Here is a 20,552-nt window from a genome sequence, read left to right as displayed (position 1 = left end):
CGCCGCGATGGGCCGAATATTTAGCATAGTGGCCGCGATAGCGGCTTTGATGGTGCTGGTCACCGGTGCCGCCGGCTACTGGCTGGCGGCGGCCAACGTCCGCGATACCGAGCAATCCAGCGTCACCGCGATTGCCGGCGTAATGTCGGTCGGCGTTGCCAGTCAGATCGACACCCTGCAAAAAGTGGTGGACGGTCTGGCGCAGTCGCCCGAAGTCGCCAACGCCCTGGCCGCCGGCGCAGGCCGCGCCGATTTGGACAAGCTGGCCGCCCGGCTGCAAGACGCGATACCTCAGGCCTTGCGGGTCCGCATTCTGCCGGCCACCGTCAGCGAGCCGGAACTGACGCAAACGCCGAACATGGGCTTCGCCGATCTGGAAATGGTGCGCGCCACGTTGACGGCCAAACAAAAGCCGATGGTGCAAGGCGAGGGCGAACACCGCCATCTGGCGATCACCAGCGCCGTCGTCGCCAACCAGCAGACGCTGGGGGCCGTACTGGTCAGCCTGAAACCGGATCTGGTTCAGCAACTCCTGTCCAGAACCATTTTCAATGCGGGCCTGATCGAAATCAAACAGGACCAAAGCGTGATTGCCAGTGCCGGCAACCCGGCCGCCAAACTCGACGAACCGCAATCCCTGCCGTTGACCAACACCCGCTGGCAACTCGATCTCTGGATCGGTAGCGGCGACAGTACCGGCAACACGGTATTGTTCGCCAGCATTGTCCTGATTCCGGCCATGTTGGCCTGCCTGGGATTCTTTATCGGCTACCGCAAATTGCACGACTTTCTGCATCATGACCAAAGCGTGATTTTAAAAGCCGCCAAGGACATGATGGCCGGCAAGAAGGTCGGCAACTACCCGGTATTGCTCGAAGAAATGCAGCCGATCATCTCGGCGCTGGCGCAATTCAAGCGCATCTTGCAACAAGAACAGACCGCCGAGCCGACCGGCACCGGTTTCGCCGACGATCACGACTTTTTCGACGAATCCTTCGACATCGACTTCGTCGAGGAAGCGCCTCAACCGGCGGCCGAGCCATTCGCCACCGCGCCGATTTCACTGAACACGGCGCCGATCGTGTTGAATACCGCACCGATTTCGCTAGGCCAACCGGCGGACGCCGAACCCGGCCCGCCCCCACACCCAGCGCCGGCCTCCAGCTCGGCGCCCAAGCCATCCGCTCCGCCGCCACGACCCGCGCGCAACGACTTCGCCGACAGTTTTCGCGGCTACGACATTCGCGGCGTCGTCGGCCGCGGCCTGACCCAGGACGGCGTGCGCGACATCGGCGCCGCTTTCGCCAGTCTGGCGCTGGAACAACAAGTGCCCACCGTCGTCGTCGGCCGCGACGGCCGGCTGTCCAGTCCGGCGTTGGCCGAAGCCCTGGTGGCCGGCATCCGCTCGACCGGTTGCAACGTGCTGGACATCGGCCTGGTGCCAACGCCGCTACTGTACTTCGTCGCCCGCCATTGCGAGGGCCGCACCGGCATCATGATCACCGGCAGTCACAATCCGCCCGACTACAACGGACTGAAACTGGTACTGAACGGCGAAACCTTGGCCGGCCCGGCGATTCAGCAGCTCAAGCAGCGCACGCTGGCCCGCGACTTTCGCCAGGGCGAACTCGGCAAGGTCGAGCTGAATACCGCGTTCAGCAACGAATATATCGGCACGATCGCCGACGACGTGCATCTGGTCCGGCCGATGAAGGTCGTCGTCGATTGCGGCAACGGTGCCGCCGGTTTGCTGGCCCCGTTGCTGTTGAAAACCATGGGCTGCGATATTGTCGAATTGTTTTGCGATATCGACGGGCATTTTCCCAACCACCATCCCGATCCCAGCAAGCCGGAGAATTTGGCCGACCTGATCGGCGCGGTCAAGCATTACGGCGCCGATGTCGGAGTCGCGTTCGACGGGGACGCCGACCGCTTGGGCGTGGTCGATTCGTCGGGCAAAATCATCTGGCCGGATCGGCAATTGATGTTGTTCGCCCGTGACGTGCTGGCCGGCAAGCCTGGCTCCGAGGTGATTTTCGACGTCAAATGTTCCAAGCATTTGGAAGAGCAAATCAGGAAGCGCGGCGGCCGGCCGTTGATGTGGAAGAGCGGCCATTCGATGATGAAAGCCAAACTCCACGAGACCGGCGCGGCGCTGGCCGGCGAAATGAGCGGTCATATCTTTTTCAACGACCGCTGGTTCGGCTTCGACGACGGCCTGTACGCGGCGGCGCGCTTGATCGAGATTCTGTCGGCCGACATGCGCTCCAGCAGCGACGTGTTCTCCGATCTGCCCGACAGCATCAGCACGCCGGAGTTGCTGATTCCGCTCGCCGAGGGCGAAGCGGCGGCCGTGATGACCCAATTGGCAGGCAATGCCCGCTTCCCGAACGCTAAGGTCATCGACATCGACGGACTACGCATCGAATTCGCCGACGGCTGGGGACTAATTCGCGCGTCCAATACCACGCCGGCGCTGACCGCCCGCTTCGAGGCGGACACCAAGGATGCGCTACGCCGGATTCAAGATCAGTTCAAACAGCTGTTGCTACAAATCAAACCCGACCTAGACCTACCTTTTTAATTAAGCTCATTCATGAAAGAAAACACCCCACACCAAATCGCTCACGTTCTGATCGAAGCCCTGCCCTATATCCAAAAATTCAAGGACAAGACCGTCGTCATCAAATACGGCGGCAACGCGATGGTCGACGACGCGTTGAAACATAGCTTCGCTCGCGACATCGTGATGATGAAATTGGTCGGCATCAATCCGGTCGTCGTCCACGGCGGCGGTCCGCAAATCGGCAATCTGTTGACCCGGCTCGGCAAGACCTCGGAATTCGTCGACGGCATGCGCGTCACCGACAGCGAGACGATGGATGTCGTCGAAATGGTGTTGGGCGGCTTGGTGAATAAGGAAATCGTCAATCTGATCAATATGCACGGCGGCAAGGCCGTCGGGCTGACCGGCAAGGACGGCAATTTCATCCACGCCCGCAAGATCGCCATGACCAAGGCCGGCGCCAATGTCGACGATGCGCCGGAAATCATCGATCTAGGCCATGTCGGCGAGGTTAGCAGCATAGACCCGGCCGTCGTGGACATGCTGGTGCATAGCGACTTCATCCCGGTGATCGCGCCGATTGGCGTCGGCGCGGACGGCCATTCCTACAACATCAATGCCGATCTGGTGGCCGGCAAGGTCGCGGAAGTGCTGAAAGCGGAAAAACTGATGTTGCTGACCAACACCGCCGGCATCCTGGACAAGCAAGGTAAGCTGTTGACCGGCTTGAGAATGCCGGACATCGATGCACTGATCGCCGACGGCACCATCTCCGGAGGCATGATTCCGAAAACCCGCTGCGCGACCGACGCGCTAAAAGGCGGCGTCAACAGCGTGCATATCATTGATGGCCGGGTGGATCACGCGGTGTTGCTGGAGTTGTTTACCGACCAAGGGGTTGGCACCTTATTGCTGCGCCGCTAAGCCGGATTGCAGATACGGCGCGAAGCTTTGCCGCAAACTCTTGACTTTGGCGCTGTTGCAAAGCTCGTTGCCCAAACTGGACTGACGGCAACGAATATCCAGGAATATCTGTCTGACCTTGCCCTGCTCGAGCAAGGAAGCCGACAGGCTCAAATCGTCGTCCTGTTGCGGCGCGGCCCGCATGATCAATTTTTCGGTCTCCACATCGGGCCCGGTGCTGGAATTGGCCGCGACAAACTCGCCGGCCAGTTTCCAGGCTTTTTGGCATTGTTCGGCGTCCTGGCAAACAAACAAACCCAATTCGTTGCCGGCGTTGCTGGCGGCCAGCGAAGAATTGGCGGCCTTGGCGTCGGCATTGGCCTGGGTCAGAAACTGGAAACGCGCCATGTCGGCCCGAAAGGCTTTTTCGGTATTTTGGCGCTCGCTATGGTGATCGGCCAACTCCTGATTGGACTGGCCGATTTGCTGCTTGGTCGCGGCAATCTCGTCGAGCAGTTTGCCGGGCACTTTCTGGCCGTTGCGTTCGTGTTCGGCGGCTTGCTGTTCCTGCTTCAGCAACTGGCTCTGCAATCGCTCGATATTACCTTCAATGACCTTACGTTTGGCGTCGAAGCTAGCCAATTTGTTGCCTAGGGCCTTTTCCATGTCGTCCAGGCTGCGAAACGTGCTGAGCAGCACCTTGTCGTTGGCGGCCTGCTTGGCGACGATTTTTTCCTGTTCCTTGCGCAACGCGTCCAGGCGTTTTTGCTGGGCCAATTCCTCGGCGGTCTTGGCCTTTTCGACGGTCTCGACGATCCGGGCTTTCTCGGTCAGGGTTTCCCGCTTGTGCTGGACTTGGTCCGGCGGCACTTGGTCGGAAAAATAGACATTGCCGTTTTCATCGACCCAACGATACATCTTCTTGGCCTGAACCGATGGACCGACCAGCAATAATGCCGCGAGCGCGACCAACGTGGTGGTTTTCAACGTGCCGCGCATCGCCGCCCGCCTCGTCAGCCCAAAATCGCGATCAATTGATGCAACGGCGGCAATACCATCATCTTAGCCAGTTGCAGCAACACTAGCGCGGCCAACGGCGAAAGGTCTATGCCGCCTAAATCGGGTATCACCCGCCGGCAGACGTTCAGCAAGGGCTCGGTCAAGCTGTAAAGTATCGACGACGCACCGCTATAGTTGCCGGGCGCGAACCAGCTCAGAATCGCCGCCGCGAAAATCGCGTACACGAAAATATCGAGGATCATTTTCAGCAGATCGGCGAACGACAGCAAGGCTAGCGCGACAAAACCGACCGACAAGTCCTTGACCGCCAAAATCGCAAAGTTCGCCAACATTTGCAACAGCAAGGCCAGCACTAGCGACGAACTGTCGATGCGGCCGAATGCCGGTATGAAGCGGCGCATCACCCGCAACGGCGGATGGGTGACTTTCACCAGAAACTGCGAGACCGGATTGTAAAAATCCGCCTGCGTCCACTGCAGCAAAAACCGCAACATCACCGCCAGGATGTACAGCGAAAACAGCGTGTCGATCAGGAATACCACCGGATCGGTCATGTAATTGCTTCCCATCAATCGGCTCCCAATTGTTTGGCCATTTCAACCGATCTATCCCGCGCCGCGTGCAAAGCCTTGGACACCAGCGCCTCGAAGCCTCCCTGCTGGAAGGTTTCGACGGCGCGCTGCGTGGTGCCGCCAGGCGAGGTTACCCTGGCCCGCAACTGGGCCGGCGAATCGGCCGATTCCAGAGCAATCTTCGCCGCGCCGAGCGCGGTTTGCTGAATCAGCAAGCGGGCGCTACGTTCGTCCAGGCCCATTTGCAACGCGGCGGCTTCCATCGCTTCCATCAACAGGAAGAAATAGGCTGGACCGCTGCCGGATACCGCAGTGACCGTGTCCAATTCGGCTTCGTCATCCACCCACAACGTCAGCCCAACCGCTCGCAGGATGTTCTCGGCCAAATCTTTTTGTTCGTCGTTGACATTGGCGTTGGCGTGCAATGCGGTGGCGCCGGTCAAAACCAAGGCCGGCGTGTTGGGCATACAGCGCACGATCGCCGTGTCGCCGCCCAGCCATAACGCCAAGCTTTGCTGGCCGATACCGGCGGCGATCGAAACCATCAACCCATGCTTGTGTTTCAGTAGTGGCGCGATTTCCAGCGCCACCTCACGCAATACTTGCGGCTTGATCGCCAACACGACGACCTCGGCTTCGTTAACGACGGTTGCGTTATCGCGGGCGGTATTCACGTGCAGTTGATCGGCGTGAGCGTTCAACAACTCAGCCGAAGTGTCCGATACCCAGATCTGCCGGGGCGAATGGCCGCTGGCGATCAGGCCGCGGATCAAACTGGTCGCCATGTTGCCGCCGCCGATAAAACCGATTGTTTTCGTTTTCATAGATAGTTGACTGAATTAAACGTTTATTCGACTTCGTCGAACCCCAATTATTCTACATGACTATGATGGCGCGACGGAAAAACTCAAGTCCCTCGGCCGCAAACCGCAGATCAAAAGCACCGCCGCATACACTGCGATCGCCCCGCCGACCGCCGCGCCGAGTTGCAGGCCGCGCTGGCCGGCGCCCCAGCTGAACCAGACTTCCGGCTGGACAAAGTAAATCAAAAAGCCCGACATCGTCGCGGACGCGATCACAATCCTAGCCGCGAACGCCAACCAGCCCGGCCGCGGCCGATAGGTGCCGTTCCGCAATAAGGCGTTCAGTAACAGCCCGGCATTCAGATAGGCGGCGAGCGTGGCGGCCAGCGCCACCCCGGCGTGTGCTAAAAACGGCACCAACAACAGATTCAACACCCCGTTCGCGGCGACGGCACTCATCCCGAAGCGCACTGGCGATCGGGTATCCAGGCGAGCGGTAAAACCCGGAACCAGGATTTTGATCAACATCAAAGCCAGTAAACCCAGTGCGTAGGCGGCTAGGCTTCTGCCCGTCATATGCACGTCTTCGACACCGAACTCATGGTATTGAAACAATGTGGATAATAGCGGCTCGGCCAATTGGGTCAATCCCAGGGTGGCCGGCACGCCGATCAGCACCACCAGCTTTAACCCCCAATCCAGAGCCGCCGAAAATGCGGCACGGTCGGCGGCGATATGGTTTTTCGATAGATTCGGTAAAATCACCGTCGACAACGCGACGCCGAGAATGCCGAGCGGGAACTCTACCAGACGGTCGGAATAATACAGCCAGGACACGCTACCGGCCGCCAGAAAGGAGGCGATCAACGTACCAACCAGCATGTTGATCTGGGCCACCGAGACGCCGAAAATGGCCGGCAACATCAGCTTGACGACGCGCTGTACGCCCGGATCGCGGTAAGCCCAGCGCGGCCTCGGCATCAAACCAATCCGCCAAAGCGACGGAATTTGAAACAACAGCTGCATAATCCCCGCCGCGAATACGCCCCAAGCCAATGCGGTGATCGGCCGCTCCAGATGGGGAGCCAGCCAGACCGCCGCCGCGATCATCACCAGATTCAAGATGACCGGCGTCAGTGCCGGGACCGCGAATCGGCCCTCCGCGTTCAGGATTGCCCCGGCGAACGCTACCAGCGAGATGAAAAACAGATACGGCAATGTGATTCTGAGCATCTCCGCCGCCGGCACGAAATGAGCGTGATCGGCGACGAATCCCGGCGCCACCAAGAGTATCAGCAAGGGCGCGGCCATCGTGCCCAACAACGTCATTAAAAACAACAACCCCGCCAGCGTACCGAAGGTACGATCGATGAAGCCTCGCAACGCGGAACGTTCGCCTTGCCCGCTATATTCGGCAAGTACAGGTACGAAGGCATGGGCGAACGCACCCTCGGCAAACAAACGCCGCAATAAATTCGGAATCCGAAACGCCACGAAGAAGGCATCGGTATCGGCGTTGACGCCAAACAGGTTTGCGACCAACATGTCCCGGATAAAGCCCATGACTCGCGATATCATCGTCATGCTGCCGACTATCGCCGTCGACTTGTATAATTGCTTGCTCACTGCGTATCCTGTCGCCGGTCCGGAGTCAATTAAAAGTTGACAATCATAGCATCCAAAAAGATAATGCGCGGTTCCTAACCAACCCAACGACTTGATACCCCTATGGCTAATTCACCACAAGCTAAAAAGAGAGCGCGTCAGGCAGAGGAAAGCCGTATTCGCAATGCCGGACAACGCAGCAATCTCCGCACGTTCATCAAAAAAGTTATCGCCGCCGTCAAGGCCGGTGACAAAGAACAAGCGCAAGCGGCCTTCAGATCGGCCGTGCCGGTGATCGATTCCGCGGTCAATAAAGGCTTGATCCATAAAAACAAAGCCGCCCGCAGCAAAAGCAGATTGAACGATAAACTGCGCGCGATGGCTTAATACGGCCCCGCCGACCGAACCCAAGGCCGAAGCCCGAAACGCTTCGGCCTTTTTTATGCGCGGGGGTTTCTTCACGAGCTGGGCGTGCGGAACTTATGCATTGGTATTCATTCAAAAGACCGCCGCCAAGCTTCGCCGACCACCAGCCAAAACCCGACGGCTTGCGGTCGGCGGGCAAACTGCTAATCTGATCCATCAATGTCGATTCATCCGAGGCAAACACGATGAACAATCCGACCCGACTACGCTGGGGAATCCTCGGCGCCGCACGCATCAACGAACGTCTGCTGCCGGCCATCGTCGAAGCCGACAACGCCGAATTGGTGGCGATCGCCAGCCGCCGCCCCGGCGCCGGCGCCGAAACGCTAGCCAAATACGCGCCAAAGCCGACCGGAGCACAGTGTTACGACAATCTCGATGCCCTGCTTAAAGACGACGACGTGCAAGCGGTGTATTTGCCGATGGCGAATCAAGAACACGCCGAATGGGCTCTGCGGGCTATCGAACACCGCAAGCACGTATTATGCGAAAAACCGATGGCGCTGACGATTGCCGATATCGATGCCATCGAAATTGCCGCCCGCCGCTACAATGTCAAAGTCATGGAAGGCTTTATGTACCGTTTCCATCCGCAGCATCAGCGGGTTCTTGAATTGATAAACGCCGGTTTGATCGGCGAGATCCGCTCGGTCAGGGCCAGTTACTCGTTCATGATGAGACCGGCCCGCCTTTATCGGCTGGCCGACGACACCGCGCACGGTGGCGGAGCGATGTGGGATATCGGCTGCTACGCAATTCACAGCCTCCGGCTGTTTTTCCGGCAAGCACCACTGGCGGTCAGCGCCGTTTCCAAATACGTCGAAAGCGGCGCCGACAGTGTCACTAGCGGCATTGTCGATTTCGGCGACGGCCGCTACGGTCACTTCGATTTCAGCTTCGAGCGGGCTCGTCGTTGCGAATACGAAATCATCGGCACCCATGGCGGCATCAAATGCCACGTCGTCTGGCAGCTGCCGGGCGACGTGCCGGTGATTTCCTGGTGGACCGAAGACGGCCGTCAAGCCGAAGAGCGTTTACCTTACAGCAACCATTTCCGGCTGGAAATCGAACATTTTTCAGATTGCGTGCTAAATAACCGCGACCCGGCATTGTCGCTGGACGACGCCCGCGCCAATTGCCGCATCATCGTCGCCGCGCTGCAAGCCGCCGCCGAAGGTCGAACCGTTAAAATTTAGCCTACGGTTTACCGGCGCGTCATCATCCGGCTCATTTGCCTCCGACGACGCGGTAACCCTTGCAGGCCGACACGTCGAGACAAACGATTCCGTAAACGGACTTAGGGAATAGGCAATGCTGTCTGCCCTTGGCAAGGCCGGACTCGTTCGCCGTGAAAATCAGGGCCAGCTCAAACATTCGCCACCTGATCCAACCCACTTACCCGCGGTAGCGTAGAATGCCCCGCCAATTTGACTAGGAGACTAAGCGCCATGCCGATAAATTCGATTTCCGCGCAGCTGGACATGCAACGGATAGTCTCGCTGAACGAACACATCAAGGAAATCTTGCGGATTTCTTCCGCGTCTTATCTGGTTGCCATCAATTCAATGCTGATCTCGAAAGCCTCCGGCCAGCGTCTACTGGGTTTCGGTGTGGTCAGTTCGGAACTAAGACAGTTCAGTCGAAAGCTGGAAACCGCGATGATTCAGCTCAGCCAGTTAACTTATGCGATGTCCAAAAAAGCCGCCATCTTTAAAAAACTCAGCCGCGAGCGTCATCTGTTGATGACGACGTTAACCAAAAGTCCGCGCGGCGAACAGACGATGAAACTCCCGCTGCAAAACAAATCGGCGGCCTTGCTGTCGGTAACCGACGAGTTTGCGGAAGACATCGAAAAACTAAACCGCTATTCAAAGCGCACGTTACAACTGTGCAAGGCCGGCAACGCCTTGGCGAGGTCGGCCAAAATCGAAGCCGCGCACGGTGGTGATATGCGTCAAGTATTGAACGAAATCGCCGAACAAATCGAGAAAACGGTGCTCAACATCATTTCGCTATTGACGACCTTACGGGCTTCGCTGGAGCACTGAACTCATGAAAAAACTCGAATTTATCTACGAACACGGTCCCCACAAATGGGTCGCCATCGCCCGCGATCCAACCAAGGCCAGCTACTTGATCGATACCAACGAATACCTGATCCTCAACGGCGAGCAGGCGATACTCACCGATCCCGGCGGCATGGAGATTTTTCCCGACGTGTTTTCGGCGATCGATACCGAATTCAACCCCAACCAAATCGTAGGCCTGTTTGCATCCCACCAAGACCCGGATATCATTTCCTCGCTAGCACTATGGCTGGAATTCAACCCCAAACTGAAATGTTATCTGAGCCGGCTGTGGACTAGCTTCGTCCCTCATTTCGGCGGCAATGCCGATACGTTTATCGCGCTACCCGACGACGGTACAACCTTTCTGTTAGGCAACCTCGAACTGGAAGCAATCCCTGCGCACTACCTGCATTCCTCGGGCAACTTTCAACTCTACGACCGCAAAGCGAGCATACTGTTCTCCGGCGATGTCGGGGCAGCCTTGTTGCCGAGCGCGAACGCAGGGCTGTTCGTCGAAGACTTCGATAGCCACATCCAATACGCCGAAGGCTTTCATAGGCGCTGGATGGGTTCTGAGTCGGCCAAGCTGGACTGGTGCGAACGCGTCAGCCGCCTCAAGATCGACATGCTTTGCCCGCAACACGGCGCCATTTATCGCGGTAACGATGTCGAACGCTTTATCAACTGGCTGGCCGAATTGAAAATCGGCACCGGTATCGCCAGTCAGCGGACTTAGCTTGACTACTCCAACGACGACACATGACCAGCCGCCTGGTCCGAGCCTGTCCACCTAACCACCAACATTGACCGCCACCCTGCTCGACGCCCGTAGCCGCTATCGCCTTGCGAGGCGATGCGGACCGGCGCAAAGCAACGCGCAAGCGTCGGCGTCGCGATGCGATCGGCTATAATGGCTATTCCGTTGTGGTTTTCAAAAATGTATGAACACTCTTGTTTTGGTTGCCGGCGCCTTGCTATTGGTCGGTTTGAACGGTTTTTTCGTGGCCGTCGAATTCAGCTTGGTGAAATTACGGCAAACCCGTATCAAAGCCATCGAACAAACCCACGGCTGGCGCGGCCGAATTCTCGCCAAAGTTCATAGAAAACTCGACACCTATCTATCCGCCTGCCAACTCGGCATCACCCTCGCCTCGCTGGGCTTGGGTTGGATCGGAGAACCGGCCTTCGCCGACTTATTGAAACCAATGTTTGCCGAAATGGGCGTTACCTCGGCCGAAATTATCCACAATGTGTCGTTTGCGATTGCCTTCTGCACGATCTCGTTTCTGCACATTGTCGTCGGCGAACAAGCCCCCAAATCGCTGGCGATTCGCAACCCCGAAGGCATTGGGTTGTGGAGTGCCGGACCGCTCTACGCCTTTTACTGGATCATGTATCCGGCAATCTGGTTGCTGAACGCCAGTTCTAATCTGGTGCTGCATCTGGCCGGCTTGTGCAGCGAAGGCCATCACGACAGCCATTATTCGACCGACGAAATTAAATTGATTCTGCGCTCCAGCAGCGCCGGCGGCGGCTTCACCAAGGACGAGCGCAACGTACTGGCGAAATCGCTGGATTTCGGAAAGCTAGAAGTCTCGGATTTGATGCGCCCGATCCACGAAGTGAAAGCGCTATACCGTGGTCAACCCACCGAGGAAATCCTGCAGACCATTTGCGACAGCGGCTACAGCCGCTATCCCTATTTCGACAACAATCGGATCGACCTGCTCGGCTTGGTGCATTTGAAGGATTTGTTTTTGGCCCAACAGCAAGGTCAGCCGCTGGACGACTTGCAGGCCTATCTCAGACCAATCCAGCACATTTCCGCGCATCTACCGGCGTTGGAGTTGTTCCGGCGCTTTACCAAGGGCGCGCCGCACTTGGCGGTGGTCGGCCAGAAAGGCCAAAAACCGGAAGGCTACATTACGTTGGACAATCTGCTGTCGGCCTTGGTTGGCGAGATTCGCGACGAATTTGCCCGCTCGCAAAGCGACTGGACCCGCCTGGAAGACGGCGGTTTGCTAGGCAAGGGCAGCCTGCCGATCTTCTCGCTGGAGCGGATACTGGGCGTCGACGTCGAAAACGAAGAACTGGATTTGGACGACGTCGATTCGGTGGGCGGCATGATCCTGGCACAACTGCAGGACATTCCCGACGTCGGCGAACGCATCGCCTTCAACCGCTTCGACATCGTCGTTAAGGAGATGAACGGACCGCGCATCGAATGGGTGTTGGTCTATCCCAAGGACTAAAAAGCGGGCGCGCGACCTCAGCGGCACTCCGGCAGTAAGGAACTGCGCCAATACTGACCTTCTTTCTCGAACAAGCGCTTGGCGTCGTCGGGCCCCCAGGAACCGGCCGAATAGGTGGCAATGTAATCGCGCTCTATCGCCCAGGTTTGCAAGATCGGATCAACGATGCGCCAAGCGTATTCGACTTCGTCGAATCGCAAAAACAGCGAACGGTCGCCCTTCATCACGTCTAATAATAAATCTTCGTAAGCATCGACCCGCCGCTCGTCGGGATGACGAAAACTGGCGTCTAGGCTGGTAGTGCGGGTTCGCATTTCTAGTCCCGGTTCCTTGACGGTCATCTCGATGCGTATACATTCATCCGGCTGGATACCCATCAATACCCAATTCGGCGTCATGCAATGCACGTGGGTATCTCGGAAGAATTGCAGTGGCGGATGACGAAAGCAAATCGCGATCGACGACTGACCCTTGGCCATGCGCTTGCCGGTCCGTAAATAAAACGGCACGCCGCGCCAACGCCAGTTATCGATCAGCAACTTGATCGCCGCGTAGGTCTCGGTACTACTGTCCGCCGGAATATTGGCCTCTTCCAAATATCCCGGCACTTTCTGGCCGCCGATATTGCCCCTGGCATATTGACCTCGAAAGGTATGAGCATGCACCGCCGACTTGGGAATCGGCCGAATCGATTTCAACACCTTGACCTTTTCGTCTCGTAGCGACTCGGCGTCCATCGAAACCGGCGGCTCCATCGCCACCAGCGTCAGCAACTGCAATAAGTGGCTTTGCAACATGTCGCGCAACGCCCCAGCGCTATCGTAATATTCGCCGCGACTACCGATACCCAAATCCTCGGCATGGGTAATCTGAATGTGATCGATGTAATTGCGGTTCCATAAAGGTTCCAGCATCACGTTGGCGAAGCGGAACACCAATACGTTCTGCACCATGCCCTTACCGAGGTAATGATCGATTCGGTAGATTTGATCCTCGCTCAAATAGCGACTCAAGCGCTTTTGCAAGGCCTGGGCACTTTCCAAATCGTAGCCGAACGGTTTTTCGATGATCACCCGCCGCCAGCCGTCGTCTTCGCTCAACAGCCCCACCCGACTCAGGGCCTCAATGACGTTACCGAAGTCGCCGGGACTAATCGCCAAATAAAACGCAATATTTTTAGAAAATTGGGGCTGGCCTTGTAAGACCTCGGCCAGGGACTGATAGCAAGCAGGATCATCCATGTCGCCGCGATGGTAGTCCAGGCGCTCGGCGAACCTGGCAAACACCGAGTCATCCAAGTCGTCCGGCACCCGCTCGCGCAACATCGCCTTCACTTCGGCCAACCAGATCACCCTATCCCAGCCCCGCCGACCGACCGCGACAATCCGACAACCATCCGGCAACTTGTTCTCCAGCTCCAGATGGTAAAAGCCCGGCATCAATTTCAACCGCGCCAGATTCCCGGTCGCTCCAAAGATTACATACGTGCAAGGTTCTGTCGTCATCGCCCACGCTCCTGGCCGCTTTATTTGGTCTGACGGTCAGTGTGCCCGATTTCGCCGAACGCGTCGAGTCGCGCGCCAAATCAAACGCCATGCGCCTCCTTTCGTTTCGCCAACTCGCTTAAGCACCGGCGGTACTCGACGCCGAGTCTTTTTAGCCCGGCCGACCATCGGCGATTCCAACCCGCTGTTCCCACCAACCGGAGCGGCTAAAACCACGCGGCCGGAGTACAAATCTAGGTTTGTACTCCAATACGACGATCCCCTGACGCCAAGCTCGCGGCGACAGATCGAGCGGGTTGCTCAACAACCTCTCGGCCAGAATCTAGCCAGCCTATTGGAGAGGCTTTTTAGTCTTTTTCGCCCTGCCGACAGGCAGCGATTCGAACCCGCTTGTAAGTCTGCGTGGAAAATTTTCCACTTTTTGAACAAAATGGGCGTCTAACTTTTTCCAGGACGCATATCAAGTTTTGATATCAAATGGCTTTCAACATTTGCCATGGAGCCGATTTCTGGAAAAAATTCCGCTCTGGTTAACGAACTTGGACAATCGGCTTACCGGCAACAGCGCCGCCAACAGCCCCTCCCGCTTGGCTGGCAACGACACTTTGGACGGACAAGGTGGCGCTGACCCGCGGCACCGGCAAGACACCTACGTACTAGGCCGGGGCCACGGCGCCGACGTCCTGGCCGTAGCCAATTCGGATGAATTTGCGGACTGTCCGCCCAACTAGATCGTGCCGCGCCTGGGCGATCAAGGGATTTGTCTGGCTCCCTCGACTTAGGATTTAGCGTGGCCGACTGTCGAGAAAATATCTGCCGCGTCGCGAAGGTTGCCAAGCTGATGCTGGAGGCAGGCAATATCACCTACACTGCATTCATTTCGTCTTTCCGATTGGAACGCGAACTGGTGGGAGCTAGCGTCACGGCTAGATTTCATCGAAATTTACAGTCGATGCGATGTAACAATTTGCGAGCGTCGTGACGCTAAAGAGCTTTATCGCGCAGCCAGACTTGGCAAGATTCCGAGTTCACAGGTATTTCGACTTATGATGTGCCACTCGGGCCAGAGTTGATCCTGGATACTGAAACGCTGAACTGTTTAAGAACGGAAGGCATCATTAAGAGCTAACCATGCCATTGGAAAACGGCTCTTACCGTGCACTTGGTCAGCTATGCACTGGGCCGCAACGCCCTAGGACCAGCAAGAACGTAAAAAACTCAAGTCATTTACAACTGTAACAACCCCGCTCACGTTTTCGTCATTCGAACTAGGATAAAGAAACCTGCCGACTTTCGCGCAAACCTAGCCGACGATTACCAACCAATCGGTCAGATAGGTCATTTTCAGCGCCATGGAATGCCGCAAGACATCGAACATCTCGCGCGACCGCCGAATTTTGAGCCGGCCGTTGATGCGTATTTGCCGCAAATCATCATCCTTAAAATACACTGTACCGGCGTGATAGCGGTTAATTTGCCGCATCACGTTTTCCAGGGTTTCGTTTTCGTAAACCAGATAGCCGTCGATCCACGACGTGGACAGGGCGGAGTCCATCGTTTGCGGCTGGCCGATGGCGTTATCGTAAACCGTGACGGCTTCCCGGTCGCGCAATACCAGCGCCTCCTTCCAACGCCGGGGTTCCGATACCTCCACCCGGCCGGACAACACGCTGATTCTGTCGCCGTCGGTTTGGCGATCGACGAAGAAATGCGTCCCCAACACGCGCGTCGTCGAACGGTCGGCTCGCACGATAAACGGCCGATTGGGGTCGGGTTTGACGTCAAAATAAGCTTCGCCTTGCAGCAGTTCAACCATGCGTTGTTCGCCGGCTATCTCAACTGCTATGGCGCTACCCGTATTCAACATCACCGTTGAACCGTCGGCGAGTTTCACGGTTTTACGTTCGCCCAATGCCGAGCTGTAATCGGCTTTCAAGGCCACGCGCAGCGGTCTCGCCACCCCCACGGCCAACACCACCAACGCGGCAACCAATACAGGATACCGCCAAGCCTCAATGTAACGTTTTTTTTTGAGACTCGGCGCGATACCGTGTTTTTTGGCATTGCCGATCAAGCAGTGTAAAAAATCAGGGTCCCCCCACAGCAAACAAATTTCGTAAAACGCGCTACGATGCGTTTCGGCCTGTTCCAACCATTCCAGAAACAATGTTTCGTCTTGCCCGCTGACGTTATCGGCGCGCAACCGAACGAACCAAGCGACGGCCTGTTCGTCTATGCCATCTTCAATTTCGGATTCCAAGGCACTGTACTCATCGGATAAAAAAACCGTAAGGTCCAACGGGATTTTACACCCCGCTCAACCTTACCCCAAACGGGTCTCAACGGACGTCAAAGCTTTAATTTAAATTACATTTTAACGAATCGGGCTTGCCGCCGCCGAGTTTTGTCCCGCTGCCGGTACCGGATTAAACAGCAAGGTGTGCTCCGGTCTGCCGACTGTCAGGGCCAGCGGCAAGCCCACCAACCAGTAGGGCTGTTGATCGCGGTAATACGGCGATAACGGATGCCCGGATTGGCCGCCGGGCATATGCAAAATCGCCTCCTGAAAATGGTTAGGCGACACGATCAAACGCTCGCTGGCACCGAAGTCAGGTCCGGTGACCCTAACGCAATAGCCGCCGCAACCGGCCAGAGGCTGGCGCGGCATATCCAACAAATCCGCCAATGCGGAAACGGCCTTGGAAAACGGATGGGCGTGACCGACTACGTTTTGCCGCCCCCAAGTCAGTTCCATCAGCGGCAGACCGGGAAAACGGCTCGCAACGGCGGCGGCACTGGCCTCCAGGCGCGCCAACAGAAACGCCTCCCAACTCCGCGCGCCGGGATCGGGCAACAAAACCGCCGGGCGGGCAGTCAGCAGCGCTTGCAGCGGCGTGTCGACATAACTCCATGCGTAAACAAAACTCGGATCCGCCTGCTTACAGGCGCTCAAAAACGGCGTAAACACGGTGTCGATCAATTGCTTGCGAAACTCGATCAACACCGGCAAGCCCAAACTGCCGGTATCGGCCCGACCGTTCCAGCTCAACAAATAGTCTCTCAATCCTGATAAGGCCGGTCTTTGCGCCAGAACCTCGGGCGTCAACAATTGCAGCGCCAGCTGTTGGTAGTAGGCGTAAAACTCGGTGTCGGTATCTTGTTGCAGATTAAACAGCGTCCATTCGCTAGGCTGAGTCATCTGAGCCAAACGCTGATTAATTCGGTAGGCACGAAAACCCGGTGCAAATTGATGACCGACAGGAACCGGAAAATCCGCGGCAAAACGCCGTTCGTTAGCGCTCAGTAAATAGCCTTCCGGCGGGTCAATGACCCTGGGCATCTCCCCAGGTGCCAAGTAGCCGCGCCAGCCGGTTTGAGCATCCGCCCAGGAACGGCTGACCGCGCCATCACCGCCAAAGCGGCGCGGAATCTTACCGGTGACGGTCCAGGCGATATGGCCTACATCGTCGGCCAACAGCACATTCAACTGGGGACCGCCGCCGCGGTTGGCGATATCCAGAGCCTGACTCAGCGTTTCGCTCTGCTCCAACGCCATGATCTCCAGATTGACCGCATCCGCATCCAATGCTGCCCAATGAATCGCGACCGACCGACCCAACAAATCCTGCCGGGCCACCGGGCCCCAAATCGTTTCCCTAACCGTCACGATCTTAGACTCGCCGCCCTTGACGGAAATTGTCTCGCGGCGTTCGCCGAAAGTCCGCCACTCCGCGCCAACCCTGTATTGGTCGGCATCGTCCGGATTGATTTCCAGCCGGACCAGGTCCAGAAAATCACCGGCCAGATTCGTCATGCCCCAAGCCACGTGGCGATTACTGCCAACCACCAGAATTGGCGTGCCCGGCAAGTTCAATCCCGCCGCCCGCACTTTGGGATAATCGAGCTCCACCCGGTACCAAATATTGGGCACGCTGATACCCAGATGCATATCGTTGGCGAGAATCGCCCGGCCGTCGACGGTCTTGGCGCCGGCCACCGCCCAGGCGTTGGAACCGGCCAGGGTTTCGGCCGGCGCCGCCGCCAACGACCCGATTGCTGCGTCGCGGCGAGCCAGCAGCGTTTGCAGCGCCGCAACCGGCACCGGCCTCGGAGGACGTAGCGACAGAGTATGACGCATTAGGCTATCGGTATAGCGATCGCTATCCGGCGTTAAAAATTCGACAACGTCGACGGGCAAGGTTTGCGCCATAACGCTGAGCATGCGTTCGCCGCTCTCTACCCTGGCCGTCAGATTTTCGAACATTCCCAATACAATCAATAGGCTGTGCTCCGGCTTCCAGGGCTCCGGCCGATAACTCAATACATCGAACTCGAACGGCAAAACCGAATTTTGCGCCAAGTAACTATTGACGCCGTCGGCGTAAGCTTCCAGATAGTCGCGATGCGCCTGGGGCAGCTTGGTCAATACTCGCCGAGCCAGATCCGAAAATCCGTAGGTTCTAGCCTGAATGTCGCTGGGCAATGCCATAGCGCCAAAGATTTCCGCCAATAGGCCGGCATTTTTACGACGCATCAAATCCATTTGAAACAAGCGATCGCGCGCGGTGAGATACCCTAACACTCGCGCCGCGTCGACGCGGCTATCGGCGCTGATGAGCGGTATGCCGTGGCGATCGGTGACTATGCTTGCCGGCGCGACAAGCCCCGGCAAGCGCCGCTCCCCATCCAAGTCCGGCAGCGAGCGCGCCAACCACCAATACCCCAGGCCGGCTGCGACGGTCGCCAGCGCCAATACCGCTGAACCGACGTATAGCCCCCATTTGGTAACTCGCCTCATCGAATTCCCCCGTCACTCGACGCCAATGCCTCGATAGAGGCCCCCGTCTCCGCCCCAGCCGTTTGCCGGTAGGCCTGCGGATATTCGATTGCGGTAATTCGCCCTTCTTCGAGTTTGATGCAGCGGTCGGCCAGATGAAAATATTTATCGTCGTGAGTAATTGCCAATACCGTCTTGCCTCTAGCCTTCAGCGCCGGCAATAATTCAGCGTAAAACACTTGTTTGAATTCGGGATCCTGGTCGGCCGCCCATTCGTCGAACACATAAAACGGCCGGTCCTCCAAATACGCCGCCAACAAAGCCAAGCGTTTGCGCTGACCTTGCGACAAGTTCACCGACGAAAAGGCGCCATCGACGATTTCAACCTTGTGACTCAAGTGCAGGCGCGCCAGATAATCGTCGATCAAAGCTTGCCGGTTAGCGACATCCACGCCGTACAACGCGTCGAACAAATAAAAATCGGCGAAGATCGCCGAAAAATTTTGCATGTAGACATCGCGGTTACCGGCGTGAATCACGCTGTCGTTCCAAATGACCGTGCCTTGCTCCGGGTGATACAAACCCAGCAATAACATCGCCAGCGTGGTCTTACCGCTGCCGTTGCCTCCCACCAGAAACACCAGCTCGCCCGGACGGAAATCCAGATCGATAGGCCCTAGCCGAAATTGGCGGTTTTCCTTCTCGCGGTGGAAGGCGTGGGTCACGCCGCGCATCGCCAACCTGTCGAAGCGCGGCCCGTCCGGCTCCGCCAAATCAATTGTTAGCGTCCCAGCCAAGCTATCGTCCAACTGTAAAACCTTGTGTAACGCAACCTTGGCCCGACTGAACGCCGGCAAGCTGCTGGTCAAAATCGTCAATGGCGACATCATGAATAAAAACACCAAAATATAGCCACAGATCACCTCCGCGCCGACCGAGCGCCACACCGGAAATCCGTACAAAATGACGCCTATCGTTAGGAAATACAGTAGTTGTGTCCATTGATTGATCGCCAAATAGGCTGCCGCCGCCCGCAAGCTGTCGCGCCGGTACGCTTCGGCGCTAGCTGCCAGCGATCGGGCGACAAAAGCCTCGCTACGATGCCGGTGTAACTTCAATTCGCGTACGCCCTCCGTTAGTGCGCAGAAACCTTGGCTCAAGCGATCGTATTCTTCTCGAGCTCCGCGCACGTAGCGGGTCGGGATGTTCTTGCAAAGCTGAAACGTGGTAATCCCGAATAAAATCACCCCGGCCAAGACCGCAGCCAATTGCCAGGACAACCAACTCAGATAAGCCATGCAACCGGCGACGATCGCGAAGTTGATGCATAAAACCGGAAACAGCTCGCTGGCGCCGGCAATAGCCGTCACGTCCTCGGTCAAATGCCCGAGCAATTGCGCTTTACCGAACCGCTGTAAGTCGGGATAGGGAGCGCGCAAGATCAGGCGACTGATGTGCAGGCGCAAGTCACGGATTGTCTTGGTACTGAAACGGTTCAGCCAATAATGCGATACAAATCGGCTAGTCAAAACCGTCAACGCCAAACCGGCAAACCAGACAGGATCGGCAAAGTCGGTCAAGCCGCCGGCCAGCCGGGTATTGATGAACGCCAGCAGGGCGGCGTTACTCAAACCTGCGACAATGCCCGTCAACATCACACCAGCCATCGTGACCCAAGACGAACGCCATAAAAACTTCAGCATACTGACCCCATAAATACCGGTTGAGAAAAAGCCAAGGTCGAAAGCTAGCAATTTCCGGCTACGGCTTATATTAGAAGACGCCTATAAAACAAATCCACCCCATCCCGGTGCCGACCGGAATGAGGCATATCCAAAGGGTCATAAAATTAATCTATGTTATATGCCTATTTTTTATTAAGCCATTTCGCGCATTGACGGTCCAACTCCGACGTCGGCGATGGCTAAGCCCTTGATATTGGCTAAACTGTCAGTTGGCGTAAAACCTGCTGCTTGAGGCGGTAGCATAATATCCGGAACCGCCCCACCCCCCAACAGTCAGCCCGGCCCACACTTGGTCGCCGGCACTGCTTG

Annotated in this window: 15 protein-coding genes and 1 pseudogene; 8 read left to right on the top strand and 8 right to left on the bottom strand. The window is 57.1% G+C overall.

Annotated features, from left to right (window positions below; translation table 11 throughout):
• The first annotated feature begins 7 nt into the window (after nt 1–7).
• On the top strand, nt 8–2,584 hold the full coding sequence (locus ACQE3D_RS05715; RefSeq protein WP_313728758.1) for a phosphomannomutase/phosphoglucomutase: 2,577 nt from the start codon (nt 8–10) through the stop codon (nt 2,582–2,584).
• Nucleotides 2,585–2,596: 12 nt separating this feature from the next.
• Nucleotides 2,597–3,490: an acetylglutamate kinase gene (gene argB / locus ACQE3D_RS05710; RefSeq protein ID WP_071157229.1), complete on the top strand. Its 894-nt coding sequence runs from the start codon at nt 2,597–2,599 to the stop codon at nt 3,488–3,490.
• Here argB and ACQE3D_RS05705 read toward each other — a convergent pair.
• Genes ACQE3D_RS05705 through murJ form a run of 4 tightly spaced genes read right to left on the bottom strand, consistent with a single transcriptional unit; the run spans nt 3,473 to nt 7,490 of the window.
• Nucleotides 3,473–4,468: a DUF4124 domain-containing protein gene (locus ACQE3D_RS05705; RefSeq protein ID WP_064025270.1), complete on the bottom strand. Its 996-nt coding sequence runs from the start codon at nt 4,466–4,468 to the stop codon at nt 3,473–3,475. The genes argB and ACQE3D_RS05705 overlap by 18 nt on opposite strands.
• 14 nt (nt 4,469–4,482) lie before the next feature.
• Nucleotides 4,483–5,058: a YggT family protein gene (locus ACQE3D_RS05700; RefSeq protein WP_064025272.1), complete on the bottom strand. Its 576-nt coding sequence runs from the start codon at nt 5,056–5,058 to the stop codon at nt 4,483–4,485.
• Complete coding sequence (gene proC, locus ACQE3D_RS05695; RefSeq protein ID WP_168032164.1) at nt 5,058–5,885, bottom strand: pyrroline-5-carboxylate reductase; 828 nt, start codon at nt 5,883–5,885, stop codon at nt 5,058–5,060. Before proC ends, ACQE3D_RS05700 begins: the two co-directional genes overlap by 1 nt.
• Nucleotides 5,886–5,945: 60 nt before the next feature.
• Nucleotides 5,946–7,490 (bottom strand): murein biosynthesis integral membrane protein MurJ, encoded by a 1,545-nt coding sequence (gene murJ / locus ACQE3D_RS05690; protein WP_071157223.1) that lies wholly within the window; start codon nt 7,488–7,490, stop codon nt 5,946–5,948.
• Between the two features lie 102 nt (nt 7,491–7,592).
• Between murJ and rpsT the strand changes: the two genes are divergently transcribed.
• The 5 genes from rpsT (at nt 7,593) to ACQE3D_RS05665 (ending at nt 12,216) form a co-directional block, all read left to right on the top strand.
• On the top strand, nt 7,593–7,856 hold the full coding sequence (gene rpsT, locus ACQE3D_RS05685) for a 30S ribosomal protein S20 (protein WP_064025278.1): 264 nt from the start codon (nt 7,593–7,595) through the stop codon (nt 7,854–7,856).
• A gap of 224 nt (nt 7,857–8,080) precedes the next feature.
• Nucleotides 8,081–9,091, top strand: coding sequence for a Gfo/Idh/MocA family protein (locus ACQE3D_RS05680; protein ID WP_064025280.1), 1,011 nt, complete (start codon nt 8,081–8,083; stop codon nt 9,089–9,091).
• Nucleotides 9,092–9,343: 252 nt separating this feature from the next.
• The gene (locus tag ACQE3D_RS05675; RefSeq protein ID WP_064025282.1) at nt 9,344–9,943 is read left to right on the top strand and encodes a hypothetical protein; all 600 of its coding nucleotides are present in this window, start codon (nt 9,344–9,346) and stop codon (nt 9,941–9,943) included.
• A 4-nt stretch (nt 9,944–9,947) separates the two neighbouring features.
• The gene (locus ACQE3D_RS05670; protein ID WP_064025284.1) at nt 9,948–10,700 is read left to right on the top strand and encodes an MBL fold metallo-hydrolase; all 753 of its coding nucleotides are present in this window, start codon (nt 9,948–9,950) and stop codon (nt 10,698–10,700) included.
• Between the two features lie 205 nt (nt 10,701–10,905).
• The gene (locus ACQE3D_RS05665; RefSeq protein WP_064025286.1) at nt 10,906–12,216 is read left to right on the top strand and encodes a hemolysin family protein; all 1,311 of its coding nucleotides are present in this window, start codon (nt 10,906–10,908) and stop codon (nt 12,214–12,216) included.
• Nucleotides 12,217–12,233: 17 nt separating this feature from the next.
• On the opposite strand, the gene zwf is transcribed toward ACQE3D_RS05665, so the two are convergent.
• Nucleotides 12,234–13,721, bottom strand: coding sequence for a glucose-6-phosphate dehydrogenase (zwf, locus tag ACQE3D_RS05660; RefSeq protein ID WP_313728759.1), 1,488 nt, complete (start codon nt 13,719–13,721; stop codon nt 12,234–12,236).
• Nucleotides 13,722–14,481: 760 nt separating this feature from the next.
• On the opposite strand from zwf, the pseudogene ACQE3D_RS05655 reads away from it, so the two are divergent.
• A pseudogene (locus ACQE3D_RS05655) lies at nt 14,482–14,794 on the top strand (adenylyl-sulfate kinase).
• 230 nt (nt 14,795–15,024) lie between these two features.
• Here the strand turns inward: ACQE3D_RS05655 and ACQE3D_RS05650 are convergent.
• From ACQE3D_RS05650 to ACQE3D_RS05640, 3 genes are all read right to left on the bottom strand, one after another.
• A complete protein-coding gene (locus ACQE3D_RS05650) occupies nt 15,025–15,981 on the bottom strand; it encodes a FecR family protein (protein WP_313728760.1) in 957 nt (318 codons plus the stop codon).
• A 114-nt stretch (nt 15,982–16,095) separates the two neighbouring features.
• Nucleotides 16,096–18,519, bottom strand: coding sequence for a penicillin acylase family protein (locus ACQE3D_RS05645; RefSeq protein WP_313728761.1), 2,424 nt, complete (start codon nt 18,517–18,519; stop codon nt 16,096–16,098).
• Nucleotides 18,516–20,201 carry a cyclic peptide export ABC transporter gene (locus ACQE3D_RS05640; RefSeq protein WP_313728762.1) on the bottom strand — a complete coding sequence of 562 codons (1,686 nt, stop codon included), beginning with the start codon at nt 20,199–20,201 and terminating at the stop codon, nt 18,516–18,518. Before ACQE3D_RS05640 ends, ACQE3D_RS05645 begins: the two co-directional genes overlap by 4 nt.
• Nucleotides 20,202–20,552 lie beyond the last annotated feature (351 nt).

This window comes from Methylomonas sp. MS20 (assembly GCF_050275925.1).
Classification (GTDB): Bacteria; Pseudomonadota; Gammaproteobacteria; order Methylococcales; family Methylomonadaceae; genus Methylomonas; species Methylomonas koyamae_A.
This window is presented reverse-complemented; position numbering and strand designations above follow the sequence as displayed.